Origin of the sequence: Pseudomonas sp. GM102 (assembly GCF_000282555.1) — a bacterium.
Taxonomy (GTDB): domain Bacteria; phylum Pseudomonadota; class Gammaproteobacteria; order Pseudomonadales; family Pseudomonadaceae; genus Aquipseudomonas.
The window spans coordinates 114,239-137,278 of the sequence record NZ_AKJB01000003.1 but is presented as its reverse complement, the minus strand read 5'-3'; the positions used below and the strand labels follow the sequence as shown (position 1 = coordinate 137,278).

Here is a 23,040-nt window from a genome sequence, read left to right as displayed (position 1 = left end):
TTATGAAATATCGACGCAAGACCTGATAGCGCCAAATCTAATGTGGGGAGCGGGCTTGCTCGCGAAAGCGCCGTGTCAGTCGACATCAATATTGAATGAATGACCGCATTCGCGAGCAAGCCCGCTCCCACAATGGACTGCACCTAACTTACCGGCATCAGGCCAAGCCCCGCCGGACGGGAGCGCCGTCGCATAGGCAAGCTGCCGGGTGGCCGGTATACTCCGGCGCAATTAACGCATTTTCAAGGATTTCGCCATGAAGCGCCTGATCTCTTCCCTTGCTGCGCTCGCTTCGCTCGTCGCTTTTGTCAGCTTATTATCGGCCTGTGGTCAAAAAGGCCCGCTGTACCTGCCCGATGAAAATCAAGACCCTGCAGAGCAAGCCAAATCGTCGCAGCAGACTCCGTCGAAAGCACACAAGCACGACGTCTACCAATAAGGGAACGCCATGGACGCTTTTAACTACCGTGACGGTGAGCTGTTCGCGGAAGGGGTTGCCCTGTCCGCCATCGCCGAACGCTTTGGTACACCGACCTACGTCTACTCCCGTGCCCACATCGAAGCCCAGTACCTGGCTTACGCCGATGCGCTGGCCGGCATGCCGCACCTGGTCTGCTTTGCGGTCAAGGCCAACTCCAACCTGGGTGTACTGAATGTCCTGGCGCGTTTGGGCGCCGGTTTCGACATCGTTTCCCGTGGCGAACTGGAACGCGTACTGGCCGCTGGCGGCAGCGCTGACAAGATCGTGTTCTCCGGTGTCGGCAAGACCCGTGACGACATGCGTCGTGCACTGGAAGTCGGCGTGCATTGCTTCAATGTCGAATCCACCGATGAGCTGGAACGTCTGCAAGTGGTCGCCGCCGAGCTGGGCGTACGCGCGCCGATCTCGCTGCGCGTGAACCCGGACGTCGACGCCGGCACTCACCCGTACATCTCCACCGGTCTTAAAGAGAACAAGTTCGGCATCGCCATCGCCGACGCCGAAGACGTGTACATCCGCGCCGCACAACTGCCTAACCTGGAAGTGGTCGGCGTCGATTGCCACATCGGCTCACAACTGACCACTCTGCCACCGTTCATCGATGCCCTCGACCGCCTGCTGGGCCTGGTCGACCGCCTCGGCGATTGCGGCATCTACCTGCGCCACATTGATCTCGGTGGTGGTTTGGGCGTGCGTTATCGTGATGAAGAGCCGCCATTGGCTGCCGACTACATCAAAGCCGTGCGCGAGCGTCTCGACGGTCGTGACCTGGCGCTGGTGTTCGAGCCGGGCCGTTTCATCGTCGCCAACGCCGGCGTGCTGCTGACCCAGGTCGAGTACCTCAAGCACACCGAACACAAAGACTTCGCCATCGTCGACGCGGCCATGAACGACCTGATCCGCCCGGCGCTGTATCAAGCCTGGATGGACGTCACCGCTGTGCGCCCGCGCAACAGCGCCGCTCGCGCCTACGACATCGTCGGCCCGATCTGCGAAACCGGCGACTTCCTGGCCAAGGATCGTCAGCTGGCTTTGGAAGAAGGCGATCTGTTGGCCGTGCATTCGGCCGGTGCCTATGGGTTTGTCATGAGTTCCAACTACAACACCCGTGGCCGTGCCGCTGAAGTGTTGGTGGACGGTGATCAGGCATTTGAAGTGCGTCGCCGTGAGACGGTAGCCGAGTTGTTTGCTGGCGAAAGCCTGCTGCCGGAGTAAAACCATGCTGCTGCGTTTTACCAAGATGCACGGCCTGGGCAATGACTTCATGGTTCTCGACCTGGTCAGCCAGCACGCGCACATCCTGCCAAAACACGCAAAGCTTTGGGGCGATCGGCACACGGGGATCGGTTTCGACCAGTTGCTGATCGTTGAGGCGCCCAGCAACCCGGATGTGGATTTCCGCTATCGGATCTTCAACGCCGACGGCTCCGAAGTGGAACAGTGCGGCAACGGTGCGCGCTGTTTCGCCCGCTTCGTGCTCGACAAGCGCCTGACCGCCAAGCGGCTGATTCGCGTCGAGACCAAAAGCGGCATCATCGAACTGGACATCCGCAACGATGGCCAGATCAGCGTCAACATGGGCGCCCCGCGCCTGGTCCCGGCCGAGATTCCGTTCCAAGCCCCGAACCAGGCCCTGAGCTATCAAGTCGACGTCGACGGCACCACGGTCGAACTGGCCGCGGTGTCCATGGGCAACCCCCATGCCGTGTTGCGGGTCAGCGACATCAACAACGCACCGGTGCATGAACTGGGGCCGAAAATCGAACATCACCCGCGCTTCCCGGCGCGGGTCAATGTCGGTTTTCTCCAGGTCATCGACCGGAGCCGTGCGCAGTTGCGCGTCTGGGAACGCGGGGCCGGGGAAACCCAGGCATGCGGAACCGGCGCCTGTGCTGCCGCAGTGGCCGCGATCAGCCAGGGGTGGATGGATTCGCCGCTATTGATCGACCTGCCCGGCGGGCGTCTGTCCATTGAATGGGCAGGCCCAGGCCAACCGGTCATGATGACCGGCCCGGCAGTGCGCGTATACGAAGGACAAGTGCGTCTTTGAGTGAGCGAAATCCATGACCGACAAGCCCCAGGTTCCCGCCCTACAGCCCGACGAATCCCCTTCCGAAAGCCTTGAGGCGGCGGCGATTGCCGCGTACCTGGAGGCTCATCCGGATTTCTTCATCGAGCACGAAGAACTGCTCCCGGCGCTGCGCATTCCGCACCAGCGCGGTGACACCATTTCGCTGGTCGAACGCCAGATGACGATTCTGCGCGACCGCAACATCGAGTTGCGTCATCGCCTCTCGCACTTGATGGACGTGGCCCGGGATAACGATCGACTTTTTGACAAGACCCGCCGCCTGATTCTCGCGCTGATGGACGCCACCAGCCTGGAAGATGTGGTGATCAGCGTTGAAGACAGCCTGCGGCAAGACTTCCAGGTGCCCTTCGTCAGCCTGATCCTGCTGGGCGACAACCCGATGCCGGTGGGTCGCTGGGTGACGCATGCCGACGCGCAAACGGCCATCGGCGGCTTGCTCTCGGAAGACAAAAGCGTCAGCGGCAGCCTGCGCGAGCATGAACTGGACTTCCTGTTCGGCGAAGAACAGCGCAAGCAGATCGGCTCCACCGCCGTTGTCGCCATCAGTCACCAAGGCATCCACGGCGTCCTGGCCATCGCCAGTCGCGATCCGCAGCACTACAAAAGTTCGGTGGGCACGCTGTTTTTGAGTTACATCGCCGAAGTCATGGGCCGCGTGCTGCCACGGGTCAACAGCTCCCTGCGCTCGGTACGCTGACCATGGAACGACAACTGGACGCTTACTGCGAACACCTGCGCAGTGAGCGGCAGGTGTCGCCTCACACGCTGTACGCCTACCGCCGCGACCTCGACAAAGTGCTGGGCTGGTGCCTCAAACAGAACATCAGCAGTTGGGCCGCGCTGGATATCCAGCGCCTGCGCAGCCTGATCGCTCGGCTGCATGCCCAAGGCCAATCGTCCCGCAGTCTGGCGCGACTGCTCTCGGCAGTACGCGGGCTCTATCACTATCTAAACCGCGAAGGCTTGTGCGATCACGACCCGGCCAATGGCCTGGCACCGCCCAAGGGCGAACGCCGCCTACCGAGAACCCTCGACACTGACCGCGCGCTGCAACTGCTTGAGGGTGCGGTAGAGGATGACTTTCTGGCGCGTCGGGATCAGGCGATTCTGGAACTGTTCTATTCCTCCGGCCTGCGGCTTTCTGAATTGACCGGACTCAACCTTGATCAGCTGGATCTGGCTGACGGCATGGTCCAGGTGCTCGGCAAGGGCAGCAAGACTCGACTGTTGCCAGTGGGCAAAAAGGCTCGCGAAGCACTGGAGCTATGGCTGCCTTTGCGGGCAATGACCAACCCGGCGGACGACGCAGTGTTTGTCAGCCAGCAAGGCCGACGCCTCGGACCACGGGCGATTCAGGTACGGGTCAAGGCTGCCGGGGAGCGCGAACTGGGGCAGAATCTGCACCCGCACATGTTGCGACACTCCTTCGCCAGCCATTTGCTGGAGTCCTCTCAGGACTTGCGGGCGGTGCAGGAACTGCTTGGCCACTCGGACATCAAGACCACCCAGATCTACACCCACCTGGACTTCCAGCACCTGGCGACGGTCTACGACAGCGCCCATCCACGGGCCAAACGCATTAAAGGCGATGATTCATGACCATCCAATTGATCACCTTCGACCTCGACGACACCCTGTGGGACACCGCCCCGGTGATCGCCAGCGCCGAAGTCGTATTGCGTGAATGGCTGACCGAGCATGCATCGAACCTGGGCGCGGTACCGGTGGAACACCTGTGGTCAATTCGCGAACGAGTGCTGAGCAGCGAACCGAACCTCAAGCACCGCATCAGTGCCCTGCGTCGGCGGGTCCTGTTCCATGCGCTGGAAGAAGCCGGTTATGGACATATCGAAGCATCCGACCTGGCCGATCAGGGTTTTGAGGTGTTTCTGCATGCGCGGCATCAGCTGGAGATCTTCCCGGAGGTGCAACCGACCCTGGAGGTTCTGGCCAATCACTATGCGCTTGGCGTGGTGACCAATGGCAATGCCGATGTGCGTCGGTTGGGGCTGGCGGACTACTTCAAATTTGCCCTGTGCGCCGAAGACATCGGCATTGCCAAACCCGATGCGCGCCTGTTTCATGAGGCATTGCAGCGTGGCGGCGCGACCGCCGAAACAGCGGTGCATATTGGCGACCATCCCGGCGATGACATTGCCGGCGCGCAGCAGGCGGGGTTGCGTGCGATCTGGTTTAACCCGGCGGGCAAGGTGTGGGAAGCCGAGAAGGCGCCGGATGCCGAGATTCGTAGCCTGAACGAATTGCCGGGGTTGTTGGCACGCTGGAATTCAGTTTTGTAGCGGCTTTGAGATCGCCTTCGCGGGCAAGCCTCGCTCCTACAGGATTTGCGTCGTGCGCGATATTTGCGAACGACACTAATCCTGTAGGAGCGAGGCTTGCCCGCGAAGCTCTTCGGCCCATTTATCCTTCCCCATGAAAAAGCCCGCAGCGACGGCGGGCTTTTTCAGCAAGCAAGAAGCAGGCGCTTAGATAGGCCGGCTGCCGTACTTGTTATCAGGCTTCTTGGGAGGATCGGCGACCACATTGGCCTCCACTTCCTGCACCTTGCCGCCCCGTGCCAGAAACTCCTCCATGGCCTTGGCCAGGGCATCGCGTTCCTTGTTCTTGGCTTCGACACTCGGCAGCTCATCGACCGATACCGCAGCCTTGACCTTGCCTTTGGCAGTCGGAACGGGCGTATCACCGCCATCATCTTCAGCGACGTCTTCCGCCGCCGCTTCAAGGCCTTCTTCGGTTTCGTCTTCGTCGCCTACTTCGAGGTCGTCGTTTTCCAGATCATCGTCGCTCATGTTCTACCTCATGACTTGCGAAAAGCAGATTAGTTATAGCCCAGCTTTGCCGTCTGTCGACGGCTGCCGGAAAAAAATCAACCACCGCTGGTAACCAGCGGTTTTATTCCCCTTCACCGTGCACGGTGGCGAGGACTTTACGGGCACCGCCATGATCACGGTGCTCGCCCAGATAAACACCTTGCCAGGTTCCCAACGCCAGTCGGCCTGCCGAGATCGGCAAACTGAGCTGACAGCCAAGTACGCTGGCCTTGAAGTGCGCCGGGAGGTCGTCCAGGCCTTCGTCGTTATGTTCATAGCCGTCTGTTCCTTGTGGGATCAGACGATTGAAAAATCGTTCGAAGTCGCGACGTACCGCCGGATCGGCGTTCTCGTTGATGGTCAACGACGCCGAGGTATGCTGTAGCCACAAATGCAACAGACCGACCCGACACGCCTTGAGTTCAGGCAAGCCGGCGAGTAATTCGTCCGTTACCAGATGAAAGCCCCGGGGCCGTGCCCGCAGGGTAATCAGAGTCTGTTGCCACATACAGTTCTCCGCACGTTCGGGGCGCATTCTAGCGCGCTCTGGAAAAAAACAAAGGCCCTAATATTCCTTCAATCGTGTAAGCCATTGGCCGTAGAAAATCGCCCGTCGTAAACGCGACTGAACGTGTGAGAAAAAACCTTTCAGCCCTTCCTCCACTGACAAATTCCAGACAAAAAAATGCCCGGCAAGCCGGGCAAATTTTTCATGCGCGTGCTTACAAGTTGTAGCCGCGTTCGTTGTGAAGCGCCAGATCGATGCCGACAGCTTCTTCTTCCTCGGTGATACGCAGCCCCATGACAGCGTCCAGGACCTTGAGGATGATGAACGTGACGATCGCGGTGTAGATCACCGTGAAGCCAACGCCTTTGCACTGGATCCAGACTTGTGCACCGATGTCGGTCACGGTGCCGAAGCCACCAAGGGCCGGTGCCGCGAACACACCCGTCAGGATTGCGCCGAGAATACCGCCGATGCCATGCACGCCGAAGGCATCCAGGGAATCGTCATAACCGAGTTTGCGTTTCAGGGTGGTGGCGCAGAAGAAGCACACCACGCCCGCCGCCAGACCGATCACCAGAGCGCCCATCGGGCCCACGGTGCCTGCCGCCGGAGTGATTGCAACCAGACCGGCCACCACACCCGAAGCGATACCCAGTGCGCTTGGTTTGCCGTGAGTGATCCACTCGGCAAACATCCAGCCCAGCGCCGCCGCAGCGGTGGCGATCTGGGTGACCAGCATCGCCATGCCGGCAGTGCCGTTGGCGGCGGCAGCGGAACCGGCGTTGAAGCCGAACCAGCCGAACCACAGCATCGCGGCGCCCATCAGGGTGTAGCCGAGGTTGTGCGGAGCCATCGGGGTGGTCGGGAAACCTTTACGCTTGCCCAACACCAGGCAGGCAATCAGACCGGCCACACCGGCGTTGATGTGCACCACGGTGCCGCCGGCGAAGTCGAGAACGCCCCAGTCCCACATCAGGCCGCCGTTACCGGACCAGACCATGTGCGCGATCGGTGCATAAACCAGAGTGAACCAGATGCCCATGAAGATCAGCATGGCGGAGAACTTCATCCGCTCGGCGAACGCACCGACGATCAACGCCGGGGTGATGATGGCGAAAGTCATCTGGAAGGTGATGAAGACCGCCTCGGGGAACAGTGCCGCGGGACCGGTCAGGCTCGAAGGCGTGACACCGGCGAGGAACGCCTTGCCCATGCCGCCAAAGAACGAGTTGAAGTTGACGACGCCCTGCTCCATGCCGGTGGTGTCGAACGCAATGCTGTAGCCATAAATGACCCACAGAATGCTGATCAGACCGGTAATGGCGAAGCACTGCATCATCACGGAAAGAATGTTTTTCGAGCGAACCATGCCGCCGTAGAACAGCGCGAGACCGGGAATGGTCATGAACAGCACAAGGGCTGTCGAGGTCATCATCCAGGCGGTATCGCCGGAATTGAGGACTGGGGCCGCCACTTCGTCTGCCGCCATGGCCAGGCCGGGCATTACGAGGGACAACAGGGCTCCTAGCCCTGCGATTTTACGCAGAGTCATATTGTTTTCTCCTGGGGCGTTGGGTTTGTGGCGGCTTAGATTGCGTCGGTATCGGTTTCGCCGGTACGGATGCGAATCGCCTGTTCCAGATTGACCACGAAGATCTTGCCGTCACCGATCTTGCCGGTGTTGGCGGCCTTGGTTATCGCCTCGATAACCCGGTCCAGATCCTTGTCGTCAATGGCGACATCGATCTTCACCTTGGGCAGAAAATCGACCACGTACTCCGCGCCGCGATACAGCTCGGTGTGACCCTTCTGCCGACCGAAGCCTTTGACCTCAGTAACGGTAATGCCCTGCACGCCGATCTCGGACAGCGACTCGCGCACGTCGTCCAGTTTGAACGGCTTGATGATGGCAGTGACTAGCTTCATGAAAACTCTCTCCCGAATTGGTGGACTTGCCCCAGGAAAACAAACCCGACTCAAGTCTAAGCGCAGTGCCTGGCTTTGTAACGCATCGTTCGGCCTTACCTGCCCGTCCGACGCCAGCTAACCACTCCGCACGAAACTTCCCCCGTTCCGCTTGGCGCACTGCATTCGTCACAGCGACTGCATCAGTGCATGGGTCACCAGCGACTAAGCAGAAAGCTTGCCATCTATCCAAAACCCATTGATTTCAATACCTTGGCCGCCACCGAAGAGCCTTTCGCCCGATTGACGCAACCGTTACGCACAACAACAGTGCGCGACTGCCCACTCGACTGCGCGAAAAGCGTGCATCGCTGCTGCCGAGATTGACTATAGACACTGCGTGATACACTGCCCGCCATTGTTGACAGGACATTTCCCATGCTCGCGCCCAAAGACTTCCTCGACGCCCTGAGCGGCACCGCCTCCCGCCTCTTCAGCGGCGACACCCCATTGCCAAAAAGCGAAATCGAAAGCCAGTTCAAGGCTTTGTTGCAGAGCGGCTTCAGCAAGCTGGATCTGGTGAGCCGGGAAGAGTTTGATAGCCAGATGGTCGTACTGGCACGCACCCGCGCCCGGTTGGAAAGCCTTGAGGCGAAAGTGGCGGAGCTGGAAGCGAAGCTCAATCCACCTGCTGACGCCGAGTAACTGATCGTTCCCACGCTCTGCGTGGGAACGATCATTCAATGTGTTCTGTAGGAGCTGCCGAAGGCTGCGATCTTTTGATCTTTAAGCCCCGCAAACATCCCGGCAACGTCCTACAAGAAAACCACCGCCGTCCGATTGCGCCGCAAAGCCCCGGTTTCTAAGCTCACTCAATGCTGAATGTTCAGCACTGGGTTTGGCGACCTGGATTCCCCGATGCAGCACGACACATTCGGACAGGGAAATTTCCCGTCTCGATTTATGGCGGCTGTGCGTGGGAGACCTTCGGGTCTGCCGGAATTCGGGCGTCGCCGGTTCGCCAACCCACGCACAGCTGCCACCCTTTTCGTTTGGCGACGATCAGAGGCAGTTTTTCTCCACTCGACCCCGAGAACTGCACCATGGATGAAAACTATCTGACCCCACACATCTTCACCCGCCACAAACTTCACCTCCACGCCCTCCTCCTGGAAAACCAACCCTGGTTCAGCGCCCGCGACCTCGGCCGATTGCTCCGCCTCTTCCTCGACGAACGAGCGCTACGCAAACTCGATCCCGACCAACACCAGAATCTGCATATGCTCATCCACGGCACCGTCGAAAACACACTGCTCATCAGCGAATCCGGCGTCTACGCGTTACTGATCTACCACTACTGCCCCGAATACCGAGGCCTGCGCGAATGGCTTACCCACGACGTGGTCCCAGCGCTCAGAGACGCCCAGCAACCCACCTCAACTGAACGCCCGATCCTGAGCCTGCTGAACTGGCCAGAAATGTCATTGAGTTTGCTGCACTGGAATAACCAGCCGTGGATTCGGTTGCAGGATGTTCCATACGTGCTGCCTGATGGAGAGCAACCACGACGTGCAGTCATTGCTCCGTGGTGGAAGCGCGCTTCGCGAATACTTCAAACATTCTGAACAAAAAAACCCCACGCTTTAACGTGGGGTTCGTTCAAGTCTGAGGATCAGGCGCAATGTGGAAGACGTTCAACTTGATCCCGGATCGCGGCACCCCGTTCAATCTCAGCCTTGCGCAAATCGTAAGTCGATTGCAGATTCAGCCAAAACTCAGGAGTGGTGTCCAGGCAGATAGAAAGCCTGAGAGCCATATCAGCACTGACCCCACGACGCTGGAGCACAATGTCGTTCACCGTAGGTGTCGACACATTCAACGCTCTGGCCAAGGCTGCAGCCGTAAGGTTCAAAGGCTCCAAGTATTCCTCTTTGAGGATCTCGCCTGGGTGAACCGGGCGCATACCATTCTTAGTCATTACTCACCTCAGTGATAATCGACGATTTCGACATTCTCCGGTCCGTTAGGACCCCAGATAAAGCAAATTCGCCATTGGGCGTTGATACGGATGCTGTGCTGCCCTTTGCGACTACCCTCGAGCGCTTCCAGACGATTGCCCGGCGGTGATCGGAGATCTATCAACACAGCTGCGGCATCAAGCATCGTCAGCTTTCGTTCCGCGACATTCAAAATGGCTGACCACACACGGGTTCTTCCGCTGCGAAACAGGTACTCGGTCTCAGAACACTTAAAGCTAACGATCATAATTTAAAGCTTAACGTTATGCATTAATCTTGAGTGTATAACCTGAATTCACAAATGCAAACGTGCTGTTTTGACTTTTGGCCTCCCCTTTCAAAAATCTAGGAAAAGGACTACCTGCGCCCTTCAGAAGGTCTGAAAACCAAGCTGAGTCCTACAAAAAAAACCTCCAATTCCCATTGCCTCACAAGTAAGCACATCTCTTAAGCTGATTGACTCGAACACTCATCCAGGCACGCGAGGTGTCTATGAAACGCAAAACGCAAAACGCGAAGCCGTTAATGATCGCTGAGTATCATGCCGAGGCGCTCCGCTTGGCCGGAAACGTTTCTGCCAGTCAGCGTCGCTTTTTTAAAGTCGCAGCAACGTATGGCAAAGAACTTGAACCTGATGGCTTGCTTGCAGGTGCACGAGCCTGATTAGGCCCCCCGAAGAAACCGCCCGAGTGGCGGTTTTTTTGTGCCTCGCGATTGGCCTGCTTCGTACTTGCAACATCCAGTGAAAGTTTGTCGCCTAAACCACCCCACCAGAACTTCCTCCGCCTACTACCCTTCAAAAAACCGCAGGAAGCGGTCCTCGTCAGCTCAAGGAACGACCATGTCCCTCTCCATCGTCCACAGCCGCGCCCAGGTCGGCGTAGAAGCACCCGCCGTCACCGTAGAAGTGCACCTGGCCAACGGTTTGCCGTCGCTGACCATGGTCGGGCTGCCCGAGGCGGCGGTGAAGGAAAGCAAAGACCGGGTGCGCAGCGCGATCATCAATTCCGGCCTGCAATTTCCGGCGCGGCGTATCACCTTGAATCTCGCCCCGGCCGATCTGCCAAAGGACGGCGGGCGATTCGATCTGGCGATTGCCTTGGGAATTCTCTCGGCCAGTGTGCAAGTGCCAACATTGACGCTGGATGACGTGGAGTGCCTGGGAGAGCTGGCGCTGTCGGGGGCGGTGCGGGCGGTTCGGGGTGTGTTACCCGCTGCGCTGGCGGCACGCAAGGCCGGGCGCACGCTGGTAGTCCCGCGAGCGAATGCCGAGGAGGCCTGCCTGGCTTCGGGGTTGAAGGTGATTGCGGTGGATCATTTGCTGGAGGCGGTCGCGCATTTCAATGGCCACACGCCCATCGCCCCCTACGCTTCCAACGGTTTGCTCTACGCCAGCAAACCCTATCCAGACTTGAACGAAGTTCAGGGGCAACTTGCGGCCAAGCGAGCCTTGCTGATTGCGGCGGCGGGTGCTCATAACCTTTTGTTCAGCGGTCCGCCGGGGACGGGGAAAACGTTGTTGGCGAGTCGTTTGCCGGGGCTGTTACCACCATTGGCCGAGAGCGAAGCACTGGAAGTCGCGGCGATTCAATCGGTCGCCAGTTGTGTGCCGCTGAGTCATTGGCCACAGCGTCCCTTCCGACAACCACACCACTCCGCTTCAGGCCCCGCACTGGTGGGCGGTGGCTCGAAACCGCAACCCGGCGAAATCACCCTCGCCCACCATGGCGTGCTGTTCCTCGATGAGCTCCCGGAATTTGATCGCAAGGTATTGGAGGTATTGAGAGAGCCGCTGGAATCCGGCCACATCGTGATTTCCCGCGCCAAGGATCGAGTGAGGTTTCCGGCCCGCTTTCAATTAGTGGCCGCAATGAACCCGTGCCCCTGTGGATATCTTGGCGAGCCCAGTGGTAAATGCAGTTGTACACCGGACATGGTCCAGCGTTACCGCAACAAACTGTCGGGCCCACTGCTGGACCGCATCGATCTGCACCTGACGGTTGCTCGAGAAGCCACGGCGCTGAATCCTGCGTTAAAACCCGGTGACGACACTGCCACCGCCGCCGAGTTGGTGGCCGATGCACGGGAACGCCAACAAAAACGCCAGGGCTGCGCCAATGCATTCCTCGATTTGCCGGGCCTACGAAGACACTGCAAGTTATCCACAGTCGACGAAACCTGGCTGGAAACAGCGTGTGAACGGCTGACCTTGTCCCTTCGAGCGGCCCATCGACTGCTCAAGGTTGCTCGCACCTTGGCGGACCTTGAGCAAGTCGATGGCATCAGCCGTGAACACTTGGCCGAAGCGCTGCAATATCGGCCGACAACACTCTAGCCGGCGTCACCCCTTGGTGAGATCAACCAACGGCGTCTGCCGCACCTCAGTCTCCCGCCCACCCTGAATCTCGCTCACCTGCTTCAACGCCTTGTCGACAGCCGTCTTATCCGCCAGCAAGCCATAGCTAATCCGGAACTGCTTCTGTTCCTTCGGCCCAATCGTCGGCACCAGGTTCAGTGGCCGTTGATACCGGCGGTTGTAGGAAAAACTCGTCCCCGGCTCCAGCCCCGTGACATAGCCCTGCCCTTGGGTATCGGTGTTTTTCCACAGGGAGAACACGGGCAGTGTTTGAGTATTGAAGCCAACCGAAACCCCCAGGCTGCCGGCCTTGTTATGCAACACGGTCAGCGTATCGCCCTTGGCATCGGCATACGGCACGACGTTGTAAACCGTTTCGTCATAGTCCTTGGTCGGTGCGCGGTAGGTTTGCCAGTCCGGCAAGTCGCCTTTGGCCTTGTCGTTGAACGGAGATACCTGTTTCACCGGCGCGGCGAAGCGGGCGCCCTGTTCCAGGAATGGGGTGCCGAAGTTGCTGTGATACAGCGCCTGGTATTCCTTCGGATAGTCGCCATTGTTGGTCAGGGTGTCGTTGAGGGCGAACGCTACGCTGCCGGGTTCGGTGACCAGTTCGGTCGCGACGGAGAAGTCGACTTTCTTGAACGCCTGTTCTTTTAGCTCGCCGCGCAGGGTGATGGCGTACGGCGGTTTTTCATCGATGTGCAGGGTGACTTTGTTCGCGGGGATGTTGGCGGCGCGACCGTGCAGGGTCAGCAGTTCACCATTGTCGATGCCGGGGTGGCCGACCCATTCGTAGCCGCAGCGGGTGATCAGCTCGTTGAAACCTTCCAGCCAACCCAGGCCACCACGGCCGTTGAGTTCGATGAAGGATGGATTGACCACTTCCTTGACCGGCGAATCCCAGCCCATGCGCACATCGCCGACCGAGGCCTGCAGTACGTTCATGCCACGAGTCGGCACCACCGAGAGTTTCATTGTGCCGTTATCGATGTCGACGATGCTGACACCCTCCTGCCGACCGCCATGCAAAGTGCGCAGGGTCACACTGAAGGGTTTGTCGGTTTTTACCCCGAGTTGCTGGCTGGTGATCTGCCAGTTCTGGGCGGCTTTGTCGGTGTCGAGCAACACATAGTCCCAGGCCATGGCTTGGGAGGCAGCGGACAGTGCGCTGAGGGCAACGATAAGTTTGAGCGGGGTCATGGCAGCAGCCTTTCTTGGAGTTGTGCCAATTTTATAGACTTGAAGAAACGTTTCAGCAAGCATAAAAATCGAGACACTGGTGCTAAATGCCAAGGAAGACGACTAGAGAGGAATTGATCCGCAGATTTGGCACAAATCGGGAATTGAGTCGATAGCAATCGCGAGCAGGCTCGCTCCCACATTGGATCTAAGGTGAACACGGAATTTGTGAACACCTGAGGTCAACTGTGGGAGCGAGCCTGCTCGCGATGGCGATTTGAGCAGCGACTCAACGAAACCGGTCAACCTCATGCCGCAAGTCCGCCGCGAGCTTCTCCAGCTCTTTGGCAGTCACAGCCAGGTTGGACACTACTTCGCGCTGTTCACTGTTTGCCAAAGCGATGCTTTGCAGATTGCTGCTGAGCAAGGTCGCGGTGCTGCTTTGTTCCTGGGTCGCGGTGGTGATGGCGGCGAATTGCTGACCGGCCGAGCGGCTTTGCTCATCGATCCGTGCCAGCGCCGAGGCGACGTTGGCGTTGCGCGACAGGCCTTCCTGCATCAGCACGTTGCCCTGCTCCATGGTGCTGATGGCGTTGCCGGTTTCCTGCTGGATGCTTTGAATCATCCCGGAAATTTCGTCTGTGGCCTGGCGGGTGCGTGAGGCCAGGTTGCGCACCTCATCAGCCACCACCGCAAACCCACGGCCCTGCTCACCGGCGCGGGCGGCTTCAATGGCGGCGTTGAGCGCCAGCAGGTTGGTTTGCTCGGCGATCGCGGTAATCACCCCGACAATGCCGCCGATTTCCTGGGAGCGCTGCCCCAAGGTATTGATCACCGTCGCGGTGCTGTTCAGCGCACCGGCGATTTGCTCCAGGGACGAGGACGCTTCGTCCATCGACGTACGACCGATCTGGGTTTGCTGTGCGTTTTCCTGCGCCAGTCGCTGGGTGTTGCCCATGTTGTCGGCGATGTTCAGCGAGGTGGCGCTGAATTCTTCTACGGCGCCGGCCATGCTGGTGATTTCGCCGGACTGCTGCTCCATCCCTTCATAAGCGCCACCGGACAAACCGGATAACGCCTGGGCACGGCTGTTGACCTCTCCCGAGGCCTTACGGATGTGCTCGACCATGGTCGACAGGGCTTGACTCATCTGGTTGAAGGCGCGGGCAAGTTGGCCGATTTCGTCATTGCTCGACACGTTCAGGCGAACACTCAAATCACCAGCACCCAAGGCTTCGGCCTGACGCACCAGATCCCCCAGCGGCGCCAGTTTGCTGCGCAGCAACCAGACCGCCGAGCCGACTGCCAGCAACATCGCCAGCAGACTGCCGATCGCCAATTGAATACCGACGCTCCAGGTCACCGCGCGAATTTCGCTTTTCGGCATGCTCGCCACCACCGACCACGGCCCGCCTTCGAACGGCACGGCAACACTGTAAAAGTCTTGCGACTTGTCGTTCCAGAAGTCGCCTTTGCCCGGTGTCTTGGCCAGACCGACGATGCTCGGGACCGCCTGATCCAGCGCCTGTACACCGGCAATCGGCACCAGCCATTTGCCTTGTTCATCCAACAACGCCAGGGAACCGGTCTGGCCGATGCGGAAGCGTTTGAGGTTGGCGAACTGTGCGTTCTGCGCGTCGGTGTAATCGAATCCTACGTACAGCACGGCAATGATCTTACCGCTGCTGTCGCGTACGGGGGTGTACTGCGACATGTAGAAGCGTTCGAACAGCAACGCTCGCCCCACATAACTCTGCCCCGCCATCAAACGGGCGTAAGCCGGGTTTGCGTGGTCGAGCAGCGTGCCAATGGCACGGCTGCCGTCTTGTTTGGTGACATTGGTGCTGATCCGAATGAACTCTTCACCGCTGCGCACGAACACAGTCGCGACGCCTGCAGTCATCTGCTTGAACTCGTCGACTTCCGCGAAGTTGTTGTTCAACACTTCACTGCCCAAATGCAGGCCCGGGGTCTGCACACCCGCCACGGTCACCGGCTCATCCGGATGCACGCTCAAACCGGCGCTGAAGCGTTTCTCGAACAGGCCGGCCAGGCGCTGGGTGCTTTCACGCAAAGTGCCGTGAAAGGTGCTCAACTGATCGGCAAGCAAGCGGGCCTCACTGGCCAGATGCTCTTCGCGGGTGGCGAGGTTAGCGGTGTCCAGCGAGCGCAGGGCGAACACGGTACTGCCGCTGATGACAATCGCCAGTATCACGGCAAGCGCAAGACCCAGCTGTGAGGCAATCCGAGCACGAGGTTGAGACATGACAGCTCCTGACCCAGTGGCCGGATCATTCTGATCCCATCGCACACTCGGCAAAATTTCTGATTGTGGGGAAAACACGGAACCTGCACCAAGGTCCCATCAGCAGATTTTCGGCGGCAACACTGAATACTTGAGTAATTAACGGGGATATGGCTCAAGGCCGCCATTGCGGCGGCTCCATCGATTCAGCCCAGACGTTCGACATCCGGTAATTCCATGGCCCGGACCTCGCCTTGCAGGAAATCGCTGAGGCGACGCAAACGTTCGCCGCCGGGGCGGGTTTTCGGCCAAACCAGGTAATAATTCTCACCACTGGCAACGGCCGTCGGCCACGGCAAACTCAGACGTCCCTGTGCGACATCCTCCGCCACCATCAGCAAATCGCCCATGGACACGCCGTAACCTCGGGCAGCGGCGATCATGCCCAGCTCCAGCGTGTCGAATACCTGCCCACCCTTGAGCGAGACTTGATCGGTCAGGCCCATGCGTTCCAGCCAGTTGCGCCAGTCGCGGCGGTCCGGCGTCGGGTGCAGCAACTCGGTACTGGCCAGGCGCGCAACGTCCCACGGCTGATCCTTCAGAAGATTCGGCGCGCCCACCGGAATCAGCTCTTCGGGGAACAGGAAAGTCGCCTCCCAGTCTGGGGGAAAATGCCCGTTGCTGAGGATGACGGCGCAGTCGAAGGGCTCATGGTTGAAGTCCACCGTGTCGATGTCCATCCAGGCGCTGGTCAATTGCACCTCGTTCCCCGGTCGCAGGTGCCGAAAACGGCTGAGCCGCGCCAACAGCCAGCGCATGGTCAGGGTCGATGGGGCTTTCATGCGCAGAATGTCGTCCTCGGCACGCAAGGTATTGCAGGCCCGCTCGAGGGCGGTGAAGCCTTCACGAATGCCGGGCAGGATCAGCCGCGCCGATTCGGTCAGTTGCAGGTTGCGCCCGCTGCGATGAAACAGCCGACAGGCGAAATGCTCTTCGAGCGTACGAATGTGCCGACTGACCGCACTTTGCGTGATCGACAGTTCTTCGGCCGCGCGGGTAAACGAGCTATGCCGCGCCGCCGCTTCGAATGCTCGAAGGGCGTACAAGGGAGGAAGACGACGGGACATCAGGAAAGCTCCTATAGCGCGATGGAATCAACTTATCAGAAACTCCACAGCATGAGTTTTAATCATGTCACCCATCCTTTTTATCCCTTTGTGCAAACCCCGCAGAGCGCCGAGAATCGACGCTTCCTGTTATCTCTGACAATCGAGCGTGATGACCATGCAGCATCCAGCGCGTATTGAACTCTGGGCCATTCTGCGGCTGGCGGGGCCGTTGATTGCCTCGCAGTTGGCGCACATGTTGATGGTCCTCACCGACACTTTGATGATGGCGCGCCTGAGCCCCGAAGCACTGGCCGGCGGCGGTCTGGGCGCGGCGACGTATTCGTTCGTATCGATCTTCTGCATCGGCGTGATCGCCGCCGTCGGCACCCTGGTGGCGATCCGTCAGGGCGCGGGCGACATCATCGGCGCGGCGCGGCTGACCCAGGCCGGGTTGTGGCTGGCCTGGTTGATGGCGCTGGTGGCGGGTTTGCTGCTGTGGAACCTCAAACCGGTGTTGCTGCTGTTCGGCCAGACCGAAACCAACGTCCAGGCTGCCGGCCAGTTTCTGTTGATTCTGCCGTTCGCCCTGCCCGGTTACCTGAGCTTCATGGCGTTGCGCGGTTTCACTAGCGCCATCGGCCGGGCGACACCGGTGATGGTCATCAGCCTTGCCGGCACTGTGGCCAATTTCCTGCTCAACTATGCGTTGATCACCGGCATGTTCGGCCTGCCGAAAATGGGCTTGGTGGGCATCGGCCTGGTCACGGCGATCGTTGCCAACCTCATGGCCCTGGCGCTCGCGCTGCATATTCGTCGGCATCCGGCTTACGACGCGTATCCATTACGCCAGGGGCTGTCGCGGCCCAATCGTCAGTACTTGAAGGAACTATGGCGCCTGGGCCTGCCGATTGGCGGCACCTACGCGGTGGAAGTCGGCCTGTTTGCCTTCGCCGCGCTGTGCATGGGCACCATGGGCAGTACGCAACTGGCGGCGCACCAGATCGCCCTGCAAATCGTCTCGGTGGCGTTCATGGTTCCGGCGGGGCTTTCCTACGCGATCACCATGCGCATCGGCCAACATTACGGTGCCGGGCAATTGCTTGATGCGCGGCTGGCCGGACGGGTCGGGATCGCCTTTGGTGCGGCGGCAATGCTGGGTTTTGCCATGGTCTTCTGGCTGCTGCCGCATCAATTGATCGGCTTGTTCCTGGACCACAACGACCCGGCGTTCCGCGAAGTCATCAACCTGGCCGTGAGCCTGTTGGCGGTGGCGGCATGGTTCGAGCTGTTTGACGGCACGCAAACCATCGCCATGGGCTGCATCCGCGGGCTCAAGGATGCCAAGACCACGTTCCTGGTGGGTTTGGGTTGCTATTGGCTGATTGGCGCACCGGCCGCCTGGTGGATGGCCTTCCATTTGAATTGGGGGCCAACGGGGGTCTGGTGGGGTCTGGCGCTGGGGCTGGCGTGTGCGGCGGTGAGCCTGACGCTGGCGTTTGAGTGGAAGATGAAACGGATGATCAGACGCGAGCCGGCGTCAGAGCAGAATTTCCAGGTCGCGCAGCCAGATTGAGATCCCTGTAGGAGCGAGGCTTGCCCGCGAATGGCATCACGCGGTGTATCAGAGACACCGCGTGATGCCATTCGCGGGCAAGCCTCGCTCCTACGGTACGTCGTTAAGCGAGCACAACCTGCTGACTGGAACCCAAGGTCAAATACTCCACCAATTCCGCTAACGGCAACGGCTTGCTGATCAGATACCCCTGTACCTGATCGCAACCAAAGCCGCGCAACAAATCCAGCTGCTCTGGTGTTTCCACGCCTTCGGCGACCACTTCGAGGTTGAGGTTGTGTGCCAGGTTGATCATCGCGTGCACCAGTTTGCGATTCTCTTCGCGCTCTTCCATTTCGCCGACAAAGCTCTTGTCGACCTTCAACAAGGCAATCGGCAGGCTGTTGAGGTGCACGAACGAAGAGAACCCGGTACCGAAATCGTCCAGCGAGAAGCGCACGCCCAAACGCCCGAGGGCGTCCATGGTCTGCTTGACCAGGTCGCTACGACGCATCACCGCGGTTTCGGTCAGTTCGAATTCCAGCCATTGCGCCTCGACGCCACGCTCGGCAATCAGCCGGCTCAGGGTCGACAGTAATTGGCTGTCCTGAAACTGCCGGAACGACAGGTTGATCGCCATATGCAGCGCAGGCAGACCTCGTTCGCGCAATGCCTGCATGTCCCGCAAGGCCCGGGAAATCACCCAGTAACCCAGCGGCACAATCAAACCACTTTGCTCGGCCAGCGGCACGAATTCGCTGGGGGGCAGCAAGCCGCGTTCGCCATGACGCCAGCGCACCAACGCTTCGAGGCCGACGATTTGACCGTCCTCTAGGTTCAGGCGAGGCTGGTAATGCAACTCCAGCTCATCGCGGCGCAAGGCCCGGCGCAGTTCGCTTTCGAGGTCGGCGATGCTGCGGGCATTGCGATTGATCCGTTCGTTGAAAATGTGAAAGGTGCAGCCCTGAGTGCTCTTGGCTTGCTGCATGGCGATGTGCGCGTGCCACATCAACGGGTCGGCGCCGGCCTGCGCTCGTGCGTGAGCGATGCCGAGGCTGGAACCGATCAACAGGCTTTCGCCATCGACCCAATAGGGTTCGGACAGGGCTTCGGTAATGCGTTCGGCCATCCATTCGGCGCGCTGAGGGGCGCGGCGAGTATCGATCAACAGGGCGAATTCATCGCTGCCCAGCCGTGCCAGTTGATCGCTGGCCTCCAGTTGGCTTTTCAGCCGCGAGACCACTTGCAGGATCAACCGATCGCCAGCCTGATGGCCGAGGGCGTCGTTGGCGTGTCGAAAGTTGTCGAGGTCGAGGTGACCAAGGGCCAGGCCGCGGCCTTCGTTGTCGGCCAGGCGCGCCGCCAGCAAGGTCTGGAAACCCTGACGGTTGGCGATACCGGTCAACGGATCCTGCTCGGCCAGGCGCTGCAACGTGTTTTCCAGCACGCCGCGTTCACGCACATGGCGCAGGCAGCGGCGCAACATGCCGGGATCCAGCAGATTGCGCACCAGCCAGTCGCTCACACCATCGGGCGGCGCCAGCGGCTCGTGTTCGAGCAGCAACACCGTCGGCAGGTTGCAACGGCCGGGGGCCGGCTGCAGAGCAGGAATCGTCAATAACACCGCGCTGCGGTTGTCATCGAACAGGTTGCTGACCGACTCCCAGCTCGGCGCGCTGAGCAGCACAGCCGAACTCCCCATCGGAGCCAGACACTCGCGCAACAACGCTGCCCACGCCGGCTCTTCGGCCAGTAGCAGCAAACGCAAGGGTTCGACAGGCGTAGACAAGCTAGCTCCCTAGACTCTGCAAAGATGTAGGCGGCGGGCATTATGCCGCGCAGATAACCAATGACAAAATGACATCGGTTATCAAACACAGCTTTTGCGTCTTGAATACGAACATTAGACGCAAATTCACTGCGCATCCTGCGTGAAAGTAGCAAAACCGGCAAATAGAGATAGCGTGTTGCGTCACAAGTCGGAGAGAGCAGCACAATTCGCTGAGCCTGTTAAAATGCCGGCCCATTTCGCTAATGACTCCCTGATTTCGTATGTCCCGACTCAATCCCCGGCAGCAAGAAGCCGTGAGCTACGTCGGCGGCCCTCTTTTGGTGCTCGCCGGCGCAGGCTCCGGCAAGACCAGCGTGATCACCCGCAAAATTGCGCATTTGATCCAGAGCTGTGGCATCCGCGCCCAATACATTGTCGCCATGACCTTTACCAACAAGGCCGCGCGCGAGATGAAGGAGCGGGTCGGTACCCTGCTCAAGGGCGGTGAAGGCCGCGGCCTGACGGTCTGCACCTTCCATAACCTGGGCCTGAACATCATCCGCAAGGAACACGTGCGGCTGGGCTATAAACCGGGCTTCTCGATCTTCGACGAGACCGACGTCAAAGCCCTGATGACCGACATCATGCAGAAGGAATACTCGGGCGACGACGGCGTCGACGAGATCAAGAACATGATCGGCTCGTGGAAAAACGACCTGATCCTGCCGCCCGAAGCCCTGGAAAACGCACGCAATCCCAAGGAACAGACCGCCGCCATCGTCTACACCCACTATCAGCGCACGCTCAAGGCGTTCAACGCAGTGGACTTCGACGACCTGATCCTGCTGCCGGTAAAACTGTTCCAGGAACACGACGATATCCTGGAAAAATGGCAGAACAAGGTCCGCTACCTGCTGGTGGACGAATACCAGGACACCAACGCCAGCCAGTATTTGCTGGTGAAACTGCTGATCGGTAAACGCAACCAGTTCACCGTGGTGGGCGACGACGACCAGTCGATTTACGCCTGGCGCGGCGCCCGCCCGGAAAACCTGATGCTGCTCAAGGACGACTATCCGTCCCTGAAAGTGGTCATGCTCGAGCAAAACTACCGCTCCACCAGCCGCATCCTGCGCTGCGCCAACGTGCTGATCTCCAACAACCCGCACGAGTTCGAAAAACAGCTGTGGAGTGAGATGGGCCACGGCGACGAAATCCGTGTGATCCGTTGCCGCAACGAAGACGCCGAAGCCGAGCGTGTGGCCGTGGAACTGCTGACCCTGCACCTGCGCACGGATCGGCCATACAGCGATTTTGCGATCCTGTATCGCGGCAACTACCAGGCCAAGCTGATCGAGCTGAAGCTGCAGCACCACCAGATTCCTTATCGCCTGTCCGGCGGCAACAGCTTTTTCGGACGTCAGGAAGTGAAAGACCTGATGGCCTACTTCCGCCTGATCGTGAACCCGGACGACGACAACGCCTTCCTGCGGGTGATCAACGTCCCACGCCGGGAGATCGGTTCGACCACGCTGGAGAAGCTGGGCAACTACGCCACCGAGCGAAAAATCTCAATGTACGCCGCCACCGACGAAATCGGTTTGGGCGAGCATCTGGACACGCGCTTCACCGATCGCCTGTCACGCTTCAAGCGCTTCATGGACAAGGTCCGCGAGCAGTGCGCCGGCGAAGACCCGATCTCGGCCCTGCGCAGCATGGTCATGGACATCGACTACGAGAACTGGCTGCGCACCAACAGCTCCAGCGACAAGGCCGCCGATTACCGCATGGGTAACGTCTGGTTCCTCATCGAGGCGCTGAAAAACACGCTGGAAAAAGACGAAGAAGGCGAGATGACCGTCGAAGACGCCATCGGCAAACTCGTCCTGCGCGACATGCTGGAGCGTCAGCAGGAAGAGGAAGACGGCGCCGAAGGCGTGCAGATGATGACCTTGCACGCCTCCAAGGGTCTGGAATTCCCCTACGTGTTCATCATGGGCATGGAAGAGGAAATTCTCCCGCACCGCTCCAGCATCGAAGCCGACACCATTGAAGAGGAACGTCGCCTGGCCTACGTCGGGATTACCCGAGCGCGTCAGACGTTGGCGTTCACCTTCGCCGCCAAGCGTAAGCAATACGGCGAGATCATCGACTGCGCGCCCAGCCGCTTCCTCGATGAACTGCCGCCGGACGACCTGGCCTGGGAAGGCAATGACGACACCCCTGTTGAAGTCAAAGCCGTCCGCGGTAATACCGCATTGGCGGATATACGCGCGATGTTAAAGCGCTAGAATTGAGCACTTTTTAACCGCACACTTTTTACACGCCAGGCGCACATGGCGTCAGTAGAGGAAAGCTTCATGGAAGCACTGCACAAGAAAATTCGCGACGAAGGCATCGTGCTTTCCGACCAGGTTCTGAAAGTCGACGCCTTTCTGAACCACCAGATCGACCCGGCCCTGATGAAGCTGATCGGCGACGAATTCGCCACGCTGTTCAAGGATTCGGGCATCACCAAGATCGTCACCATCGAAGCCTCGGGCATCGCGCCGGCAATCATGACCGGTCTGAACCTTGGCGTACCGGTGATTTTTGCGCGCAAGCATCAGTCCCTGACCTTGACCGAAAACCTGCTGTCGGCGACCGTTTACTCGTTCACCAAGCAGACCGAAAGCACCGTGGCGATCTCCCCGCGCCACCTGACCAGCAGCGACCGCGTGCTGATCATCGACGACTTTTTGGCCAACGGTAAGGCGTCGCAAGCGCTGATCTCGATCATCAAACAGGCCGGCGCGACCGTGGCCGGCTTGGGTATTGTGATCGAGAAATCGTTCCAGGGCGGGCGGGCGGAACTGGATGCTCAGGGTTATCGCGTTGAATCGTTGGCGCGGGTGCAGTCGCTGAAGGATGGCGTTGTAACCTTCATCGAATAAAAAGCCGCACCGCATTTCCCCTGTGGGAGCCAGCCTGCTGGCGATGGCCGTCTGTCAGTC

Annotated in this window: 23 protein-coding genes; 13 read left to right on the top strand and 10 right to left on the bottom strand. The window is 59.5% G+C overall.

All coding sequences use genetic code 11. From position 1 onward, the window contains the following. Positions 1-256: 256 nt before the first annotated feature. Genes lptM through PMI18_RS27820 form a run of 6 tightly spaced genes read left to right on the top strand, consistent with a single transcriptional unit; the run spans position 257 to position 4,873 of the window. Positions 257-439, top strand: a complete 183-nt coding sequence (gene lptM / locus PMI18_RS27795) for an LPS translocon maturation chaperone LptM (RefSeq protein WP_007894883.1) — start codon at positions 257-259, stop codon at positions 437-439. A 9-nt stretch (positions 440-448) separates the two neighbouring features. Continuing rightward, positions 449-1,696, top strand: a complete 1,248-nt coding sequence (lysA, locus tag PMI18_RS27800; protein WP_007894881.1) for a diaminopimelate decarboxylase — start codon at positions 449-451, stop codon at positions 1,694-1,696. Between the two features lie 4 nt (positions 1,697-1,700). After that, complete coding sequence (gene dapF / locus PMI18_RS27805) at positions 1,701-2,531, top strand: diaminopimelate epimerase (protein WP_007894879.1); 831 nt, start codon at positions 1,701-1,703, stop codon at positions 2,529-2,531. Positions 2,532-2,544: 13 nt separating this feature from the next. After that, complete coding sequence (locus tag PMI18_RS27810) at positions 2,545-3,270, top strand: DUF484 family protein (RefSeq protein ID WP_007894877.1); 726 nt, start codon at positions 2,545-2,547, stop codon at positions 3,268-3,270. A gap of 2 nt (positions 3,271-3,272) precedes the next feature. Then, on the top strand, positions 3,273-4,172 hold the full coding sequence (gene xerC / locus PMI18_RS27815; RefSeq protein WP_007894875.1) for a tyrosine recombinase XerC: 900 nt from the start codon (positions 3,273-3,275) through the stop codon (positions 4,170-4,172). Continuing rightward, positions 4,169-4,873 carry an HAD family hydrolase gene (locus tag PMI18_RS27820; protein WP_007894874.1) on the top strand — a complete coding sequence of 235 codons (705 nt, stop codon included), beginning with the start codon at positions 4,169-4,171 and terminating at the stop codon, positions 4,871-4,873. The genes xerC and PMI18_RS27820 overlap by 4 nt, the downstream gene beginning before the upstream one ends. A gap of 186 nt (positions 4,874-5,059) precedes the next feature. Here PMI18_RS27820 and sutA read toward each other — a convergent pair whose 3' ends face one another. The 4 genes from sutA to glnK form a co-directional block, all read right to left on the bottom strand. Then, positions 5,060-5,383, bottom strand: a complete 324-nt coding sequence (sutA, locus tag PMI18_RS27825) for a transcriptional regulator SutA (protein WP_007894873.1) — start codon at positions 5,381-5,383, stop codon at positions 5,060-5,062. A gap of 103 nt (positions 5,384-5,486) precedes the next feature. Then, positions 5,487-5,912, bottom strand: coding sequence for a secondary thiamine-phosphate synthase enzyme YjbQ (locus PMI18_RS27830; RefSeq protein WP_007894872.1), 426 nt, complete (start codon positions 5,910-5,912; stop codon positions 5,487-5,489). 214 nt (positions 5,913-6,126) lie between these two features. Next, complete coding sequence (locus PMI18_RS27835; protein WP_007894871.1) at positions 6,127-7,464, bottom strand: ammonium transporter; 1,338 nt, start codon at positions 7,462-7,464, stop codon at positions 6,127-6,129. A 35-nt stretch (positions 7,465-7,499) separates the two neighbouring features. After that, the gene (glnK, locus tag PMI18_RS27840; protein ID WP_002555808.1) at positions 7,500-7,838 is read right to left on the bottom strand and encodes a P-II family nitrogen regulator; all 339 of its coding nucleotides are present in this window, start codon (positions 7,836-7,838) and stop codon (positions 7,500-7,502) included. 417 nt (positions 7,839-8,255) lie between these two features. Between glnK and PMI18_RS27845 the strand changes: the two genes are divergently transcribed. Beyond that, positions 8,256-8,522 carry an accessory factor UbiK family protein gene (locus PMI18_RS27845; RefSeq protein ID WP_007894783.1) on the top strand — a complete coding sequence of 89 codons (267 nt, stop codon included), beginning with the start codon at positions 8,256-8,258 and terminating at the stop codon, positions 8,520-8,522. A gap of 398 nt (positions 8,523-8,920) precedes the next feature. Further along, a complete protein-coding gene (locus PMI18_RS27850; protein ID WP_007894780.1) occupies positions 8,921-9,442 on the top strand; it encodes a BRO-N domain-containing protein in 522 nt (173 codons plus the stop codon). 47 nt (positions 9,443-9,489) lie between these two features. On the opposite strand, the gene PMI18_RS27855 is transcribed toward PMI18_RS27850, so the two are convergent. Together PMI18_RS27855 and PMI18_RS29965 are read right to left on the bottom strand one after the other, a co-directional pair. Further along, positions 9,490-9,795: a HigA family addiction module antitoxin gene (locus PMI18_RS27855; RefSeq protein ID WP_007894777.1), complete on the bottom strand. Its 306-nt coding sequence runs from the start codon at positions 9,793-9,795 to the stop codon at positions 9,490-9,492. An 8-nt stretch (positions 9,796-9,803) separates the two neighbouring features. Further along, the gene (locus PMI18_RS29965) at positions 9,804-10,082 is read right to left on the bottom strand and encodes a type II toxin-antitoxin system RelE/ParE family toxin (RefSeq protein WP_007894775.1); all 279 of its coding nucleotides are present in this window, start codon (positions 10,080-10,082) and stop codon (positions 9,804-9,806) included. Positions 10,083-10,327: 245 nt separating this feature from the next. Between PMI18_RS29965 and PMI18_RS31195 the strand changes: the two genes are divergently transcribed. After that, a complete protein-coding gene (locus PMI18_RS31195) occupies positions 10,328-10,498 on the top strand; it encodes a hypothetical protein (RefSeq protein WP_007894773.1) in 171 nt (56 codons plus the stop codon). A gap of 178 nt (positions 10,499-10,676) precedes the next feature. After that, positions 10,677-12,170, top strand: a complete 1,494-nt coding sequence (locus PMI18_RS27860; RefSeq protein WP_007894770.1) for a YifB family Mg chelatase-like AAA ATPase — start codon at positions 10,677-10,679, stop codon at positions 12,168-12,170. Positions 12,171-12,176: 6 nt separating this feature from the next. Here PMI18_RS27860 and PMI18_RS27865 read toward each other — a convergent pair whose 3' ends face one another. From PMI18_RS27865 to PMI18_RS27875, 3 genes are all read right to left on the bottom strand, one after another. Next, positions 12,177-13,391, bottom strand: a complete 1,215-nt coding sequence (locus PMI18_RS27865) for an aldose 1-epimerase family protein (protein WP_007894765.1) — start codon at positions 13,389-13,391, stop codon at positions 12,177-12,179. Positions 13,392-13,659: 268 nt separating this feature from the next. Further along, positions 13,660-15,636, bottom strand: a complete 1,977-nt coding sequence (locus tag PMI18_RS27870) for a methyl-accepting chemotaxis protein (RefSeq protein WP_007894763.1) — start codon at positions 15,634-15,636, stop codon at positions 13,660-13,662. Between the two features lie 185 nt (positions 15,637-15,821). Continuing rightward, positions 15,822-16,742, bottom strand: coding sequence for a LysR substrate-binding domain-containing protein (locus PMI18_RS27875; protein ID WP_007894759.1), 921 nt, complete (start codon positions 16,740-16,742; stop codon positions 15,822-15,824). 157 nt (positions 16,743-16,899) lie between these two features. Between PMI18_RS27875 and PMI18_RS27880 the strand changes: the two genes are divergently transcribed. Beyond that, entirely contained in the window at positions 16,900-18,297 is a 1,398-nt protein-coding gene (locus tag PMI18_RS27880; RefSeq protein WP_007894757.1) for a NorM family multidrug efflux MATE transporter, read from the top strand. A gap of 103 nt (positions 18,298-18,400) precedes the next feature. Here the strand turns inward: PMI18_RS27880 and PMI18_RS27885 are convergent, their stop codons facing one another. Further along, a complete protein-coding gene (locus PMI18_RS27885) occupies positions 18,401-20,065 on the bottom strand; it encodes a putative bifunctional diguanylate cyclase/phosphodiesterase (protein WP_007894756.1) in 1,665 nt (554 codons plus the stop codon). 263 nt (positions 20,066-20,328) lie between these two features. On the opposite strand from PMI18_RS27885, the gene rep reads away from it, so the two are divergent. Next, positions 20,329-22,338: a DNA helicase Rep gene (gene rep, locus PMI18_RS27890; protein ID WP_007894754.1), complete on the top strand. Its 2,010-nt coding sequence runs from the start codon at positions 20,329-20,331 to the stop codon at positions 22,336-22,338. A gap of 69 nt (positions 22,339-22,407) precedes the next feature. Continuing rightward, complete coding sequence (locus PMI18_RS27895) at positions 22,408-22,980, top strand: xanthine phosphoribosyltransferase (RefSeq protein WP_033035628.1); 573 nt, start codon at positions 22,408-22,410, stop codon at positions 22,978-22,980. The last annotated feature ends 60 nt before the right edge of the window (positions 22,981-23,040 follow it).

Bases quoted from the DNA above. Each gene is read 5' to 3' on its own strand.
- PMI18_RS27865 (WP_007894765.1), bottom strand. From the start codon at position 13,391: ATGACCCCGCTCAAACTTATCGTTGCCCTCAGCGCACTGTCCGCTGCC.
- PMI18_RS27810 (WP_007894877.1), top strand. From the start codon at position 2,545: ATGACCGACAAGCCCCAGGTTCCCGCCCTACAGCCCGACGAATCCCCT.
- lysA (WP_007894881.1), top strand. From the start codon at position 449: ATGGACGCTTTTAACTACCGTGACGGTGAGCTGTTCGCGGAAGGGGTT.
- lptM (WP_007894883.1), top strand. From the start codon at position 257: ATGAAGCGCCTGATCTCTTCCCTTGCTGCGCTCGCTTCGCTCGTCGCT.
- PMI18_RS27875 (WP_007894759.1), bottom strand. From the start codon at position 16,742: ATGTCCCGTCGTCTTCCTCCCTTGTACGCCCTTCGAGCATTCGAAGCG.
- PMI18_RS27895 (WP_033035628.1), top strand. From the start codon at position 22,408: ATGGAAGCACTGCACAAGAAAATTCGCGACGAAGGCATCGTGCTTTCC.
- dapF (WP_007894879.1), top strand. From the start codon at position 1,701: ATGCTGCTGCGTTTTACCAAGATGCACGGCCTGGGCAATGACTTCATG.
- PMI18_RS27870 (WP_007894763.1), bottom strand. From the start codon at position 15,636: ATGTCTCAACCTCGTGCTCGGATTGCCTCACAGCTGGGTCTTGCGCTT.
- sutA (WP_007894873.1), bottom strand. From the start codon at position 5,383: ATGAGCGACGATGATCTGGAAAACGACGACCTCGAAGTAGGCGACGAA.
- PMI18_RS27830 (WP_007894872.1), bottom strand. From the start codon at position 5,912: ATGTGGCAACAGACTCTGATTACCCTGCGGGCACGGCCCCGGGGCTTT.
- glnK (WP_002555808.1), bottom strand. From the start codon at position 7,838: ATGAAGCTAGTCACTGCCATCATCAAGCCGTTCAAACTGGACGACGTG.
- PMI18_RS29965 (WP_007894775.1), bottom strand. From the start codon at position 10,082: ATGATCGTTAGCTTTAAGTGTTCTGAGACCGAGTACCTGTTTCGCAGC.
- PMI18_RS27860 (WP_007894770.1), top strand. From the start codon at position 10,677: ATGTCCCTCTCCATCGTCCACAGCCGCGCCCAGGTCGGCGTAGAAGCA.
- xerC (WP_007894875.1), top strand. From the start codon at position 3,273: ATGGAACGACAACTGGACGCTTACTGCGAACACCTGCGCAGTGAGCGG.
- PMI18_RS27880 (WP_007894757.1), top strand. From the start codon at position 16,900: ATGCAGCATCCAGCGCGTATTGAACTCTGGGCCATTCTGCGGCTGGCG.
- rep (WP_007894754.1), top strand. From the start codon at position 20,329: ATGTCCCGACTCAATCCCCGGCAGCAAGAAGCCGTGAGCTACGTCGGC.
- PMI18_RS31195 (WP_007894773.1), top strand. From the start codon at position 10,328: ATGAAACGCAAAACGCAAAACGCGAAGCCGTTAATGATCGCTGAGTAT.
- PMI18_RS27845 (WP_007894783.1), top strand. From the start codon at position 8,256: ATGCTCGCGCCCAAAGACTTCCTCGACGCCCTGAGCGGCACCGCCTCC.
- PMI18_RS27835 (WP_007894871.1), bottom strand. From the start codon at position 7,464: ATGACTCTGCGTAAAATCGCAGGGCTAGGAGCCCTGTTGTCCCTCGTA.
- PMI18_RS27855 (WP_007894777.1), bottom strand. From the start codon at position 9,795: ATGACTAAGAATGGTATGCGCCCGGTTCACCCAGGCGAGATCCTCAAA.
- PMI18_RS27850 (WP_007894780.1), top strand. From the start codon at position 8,921: ATGGATGAAAACTATCTGACCCCACACATCTTCACCCGCCACAAACTT.
- PMI18_RS27820 (WP_007894874.1), top strand. From the start codon at position 4,169: ATGACCATCCAATTGATCACCTTCGACCTCGACGACACCCTGTGGGAC.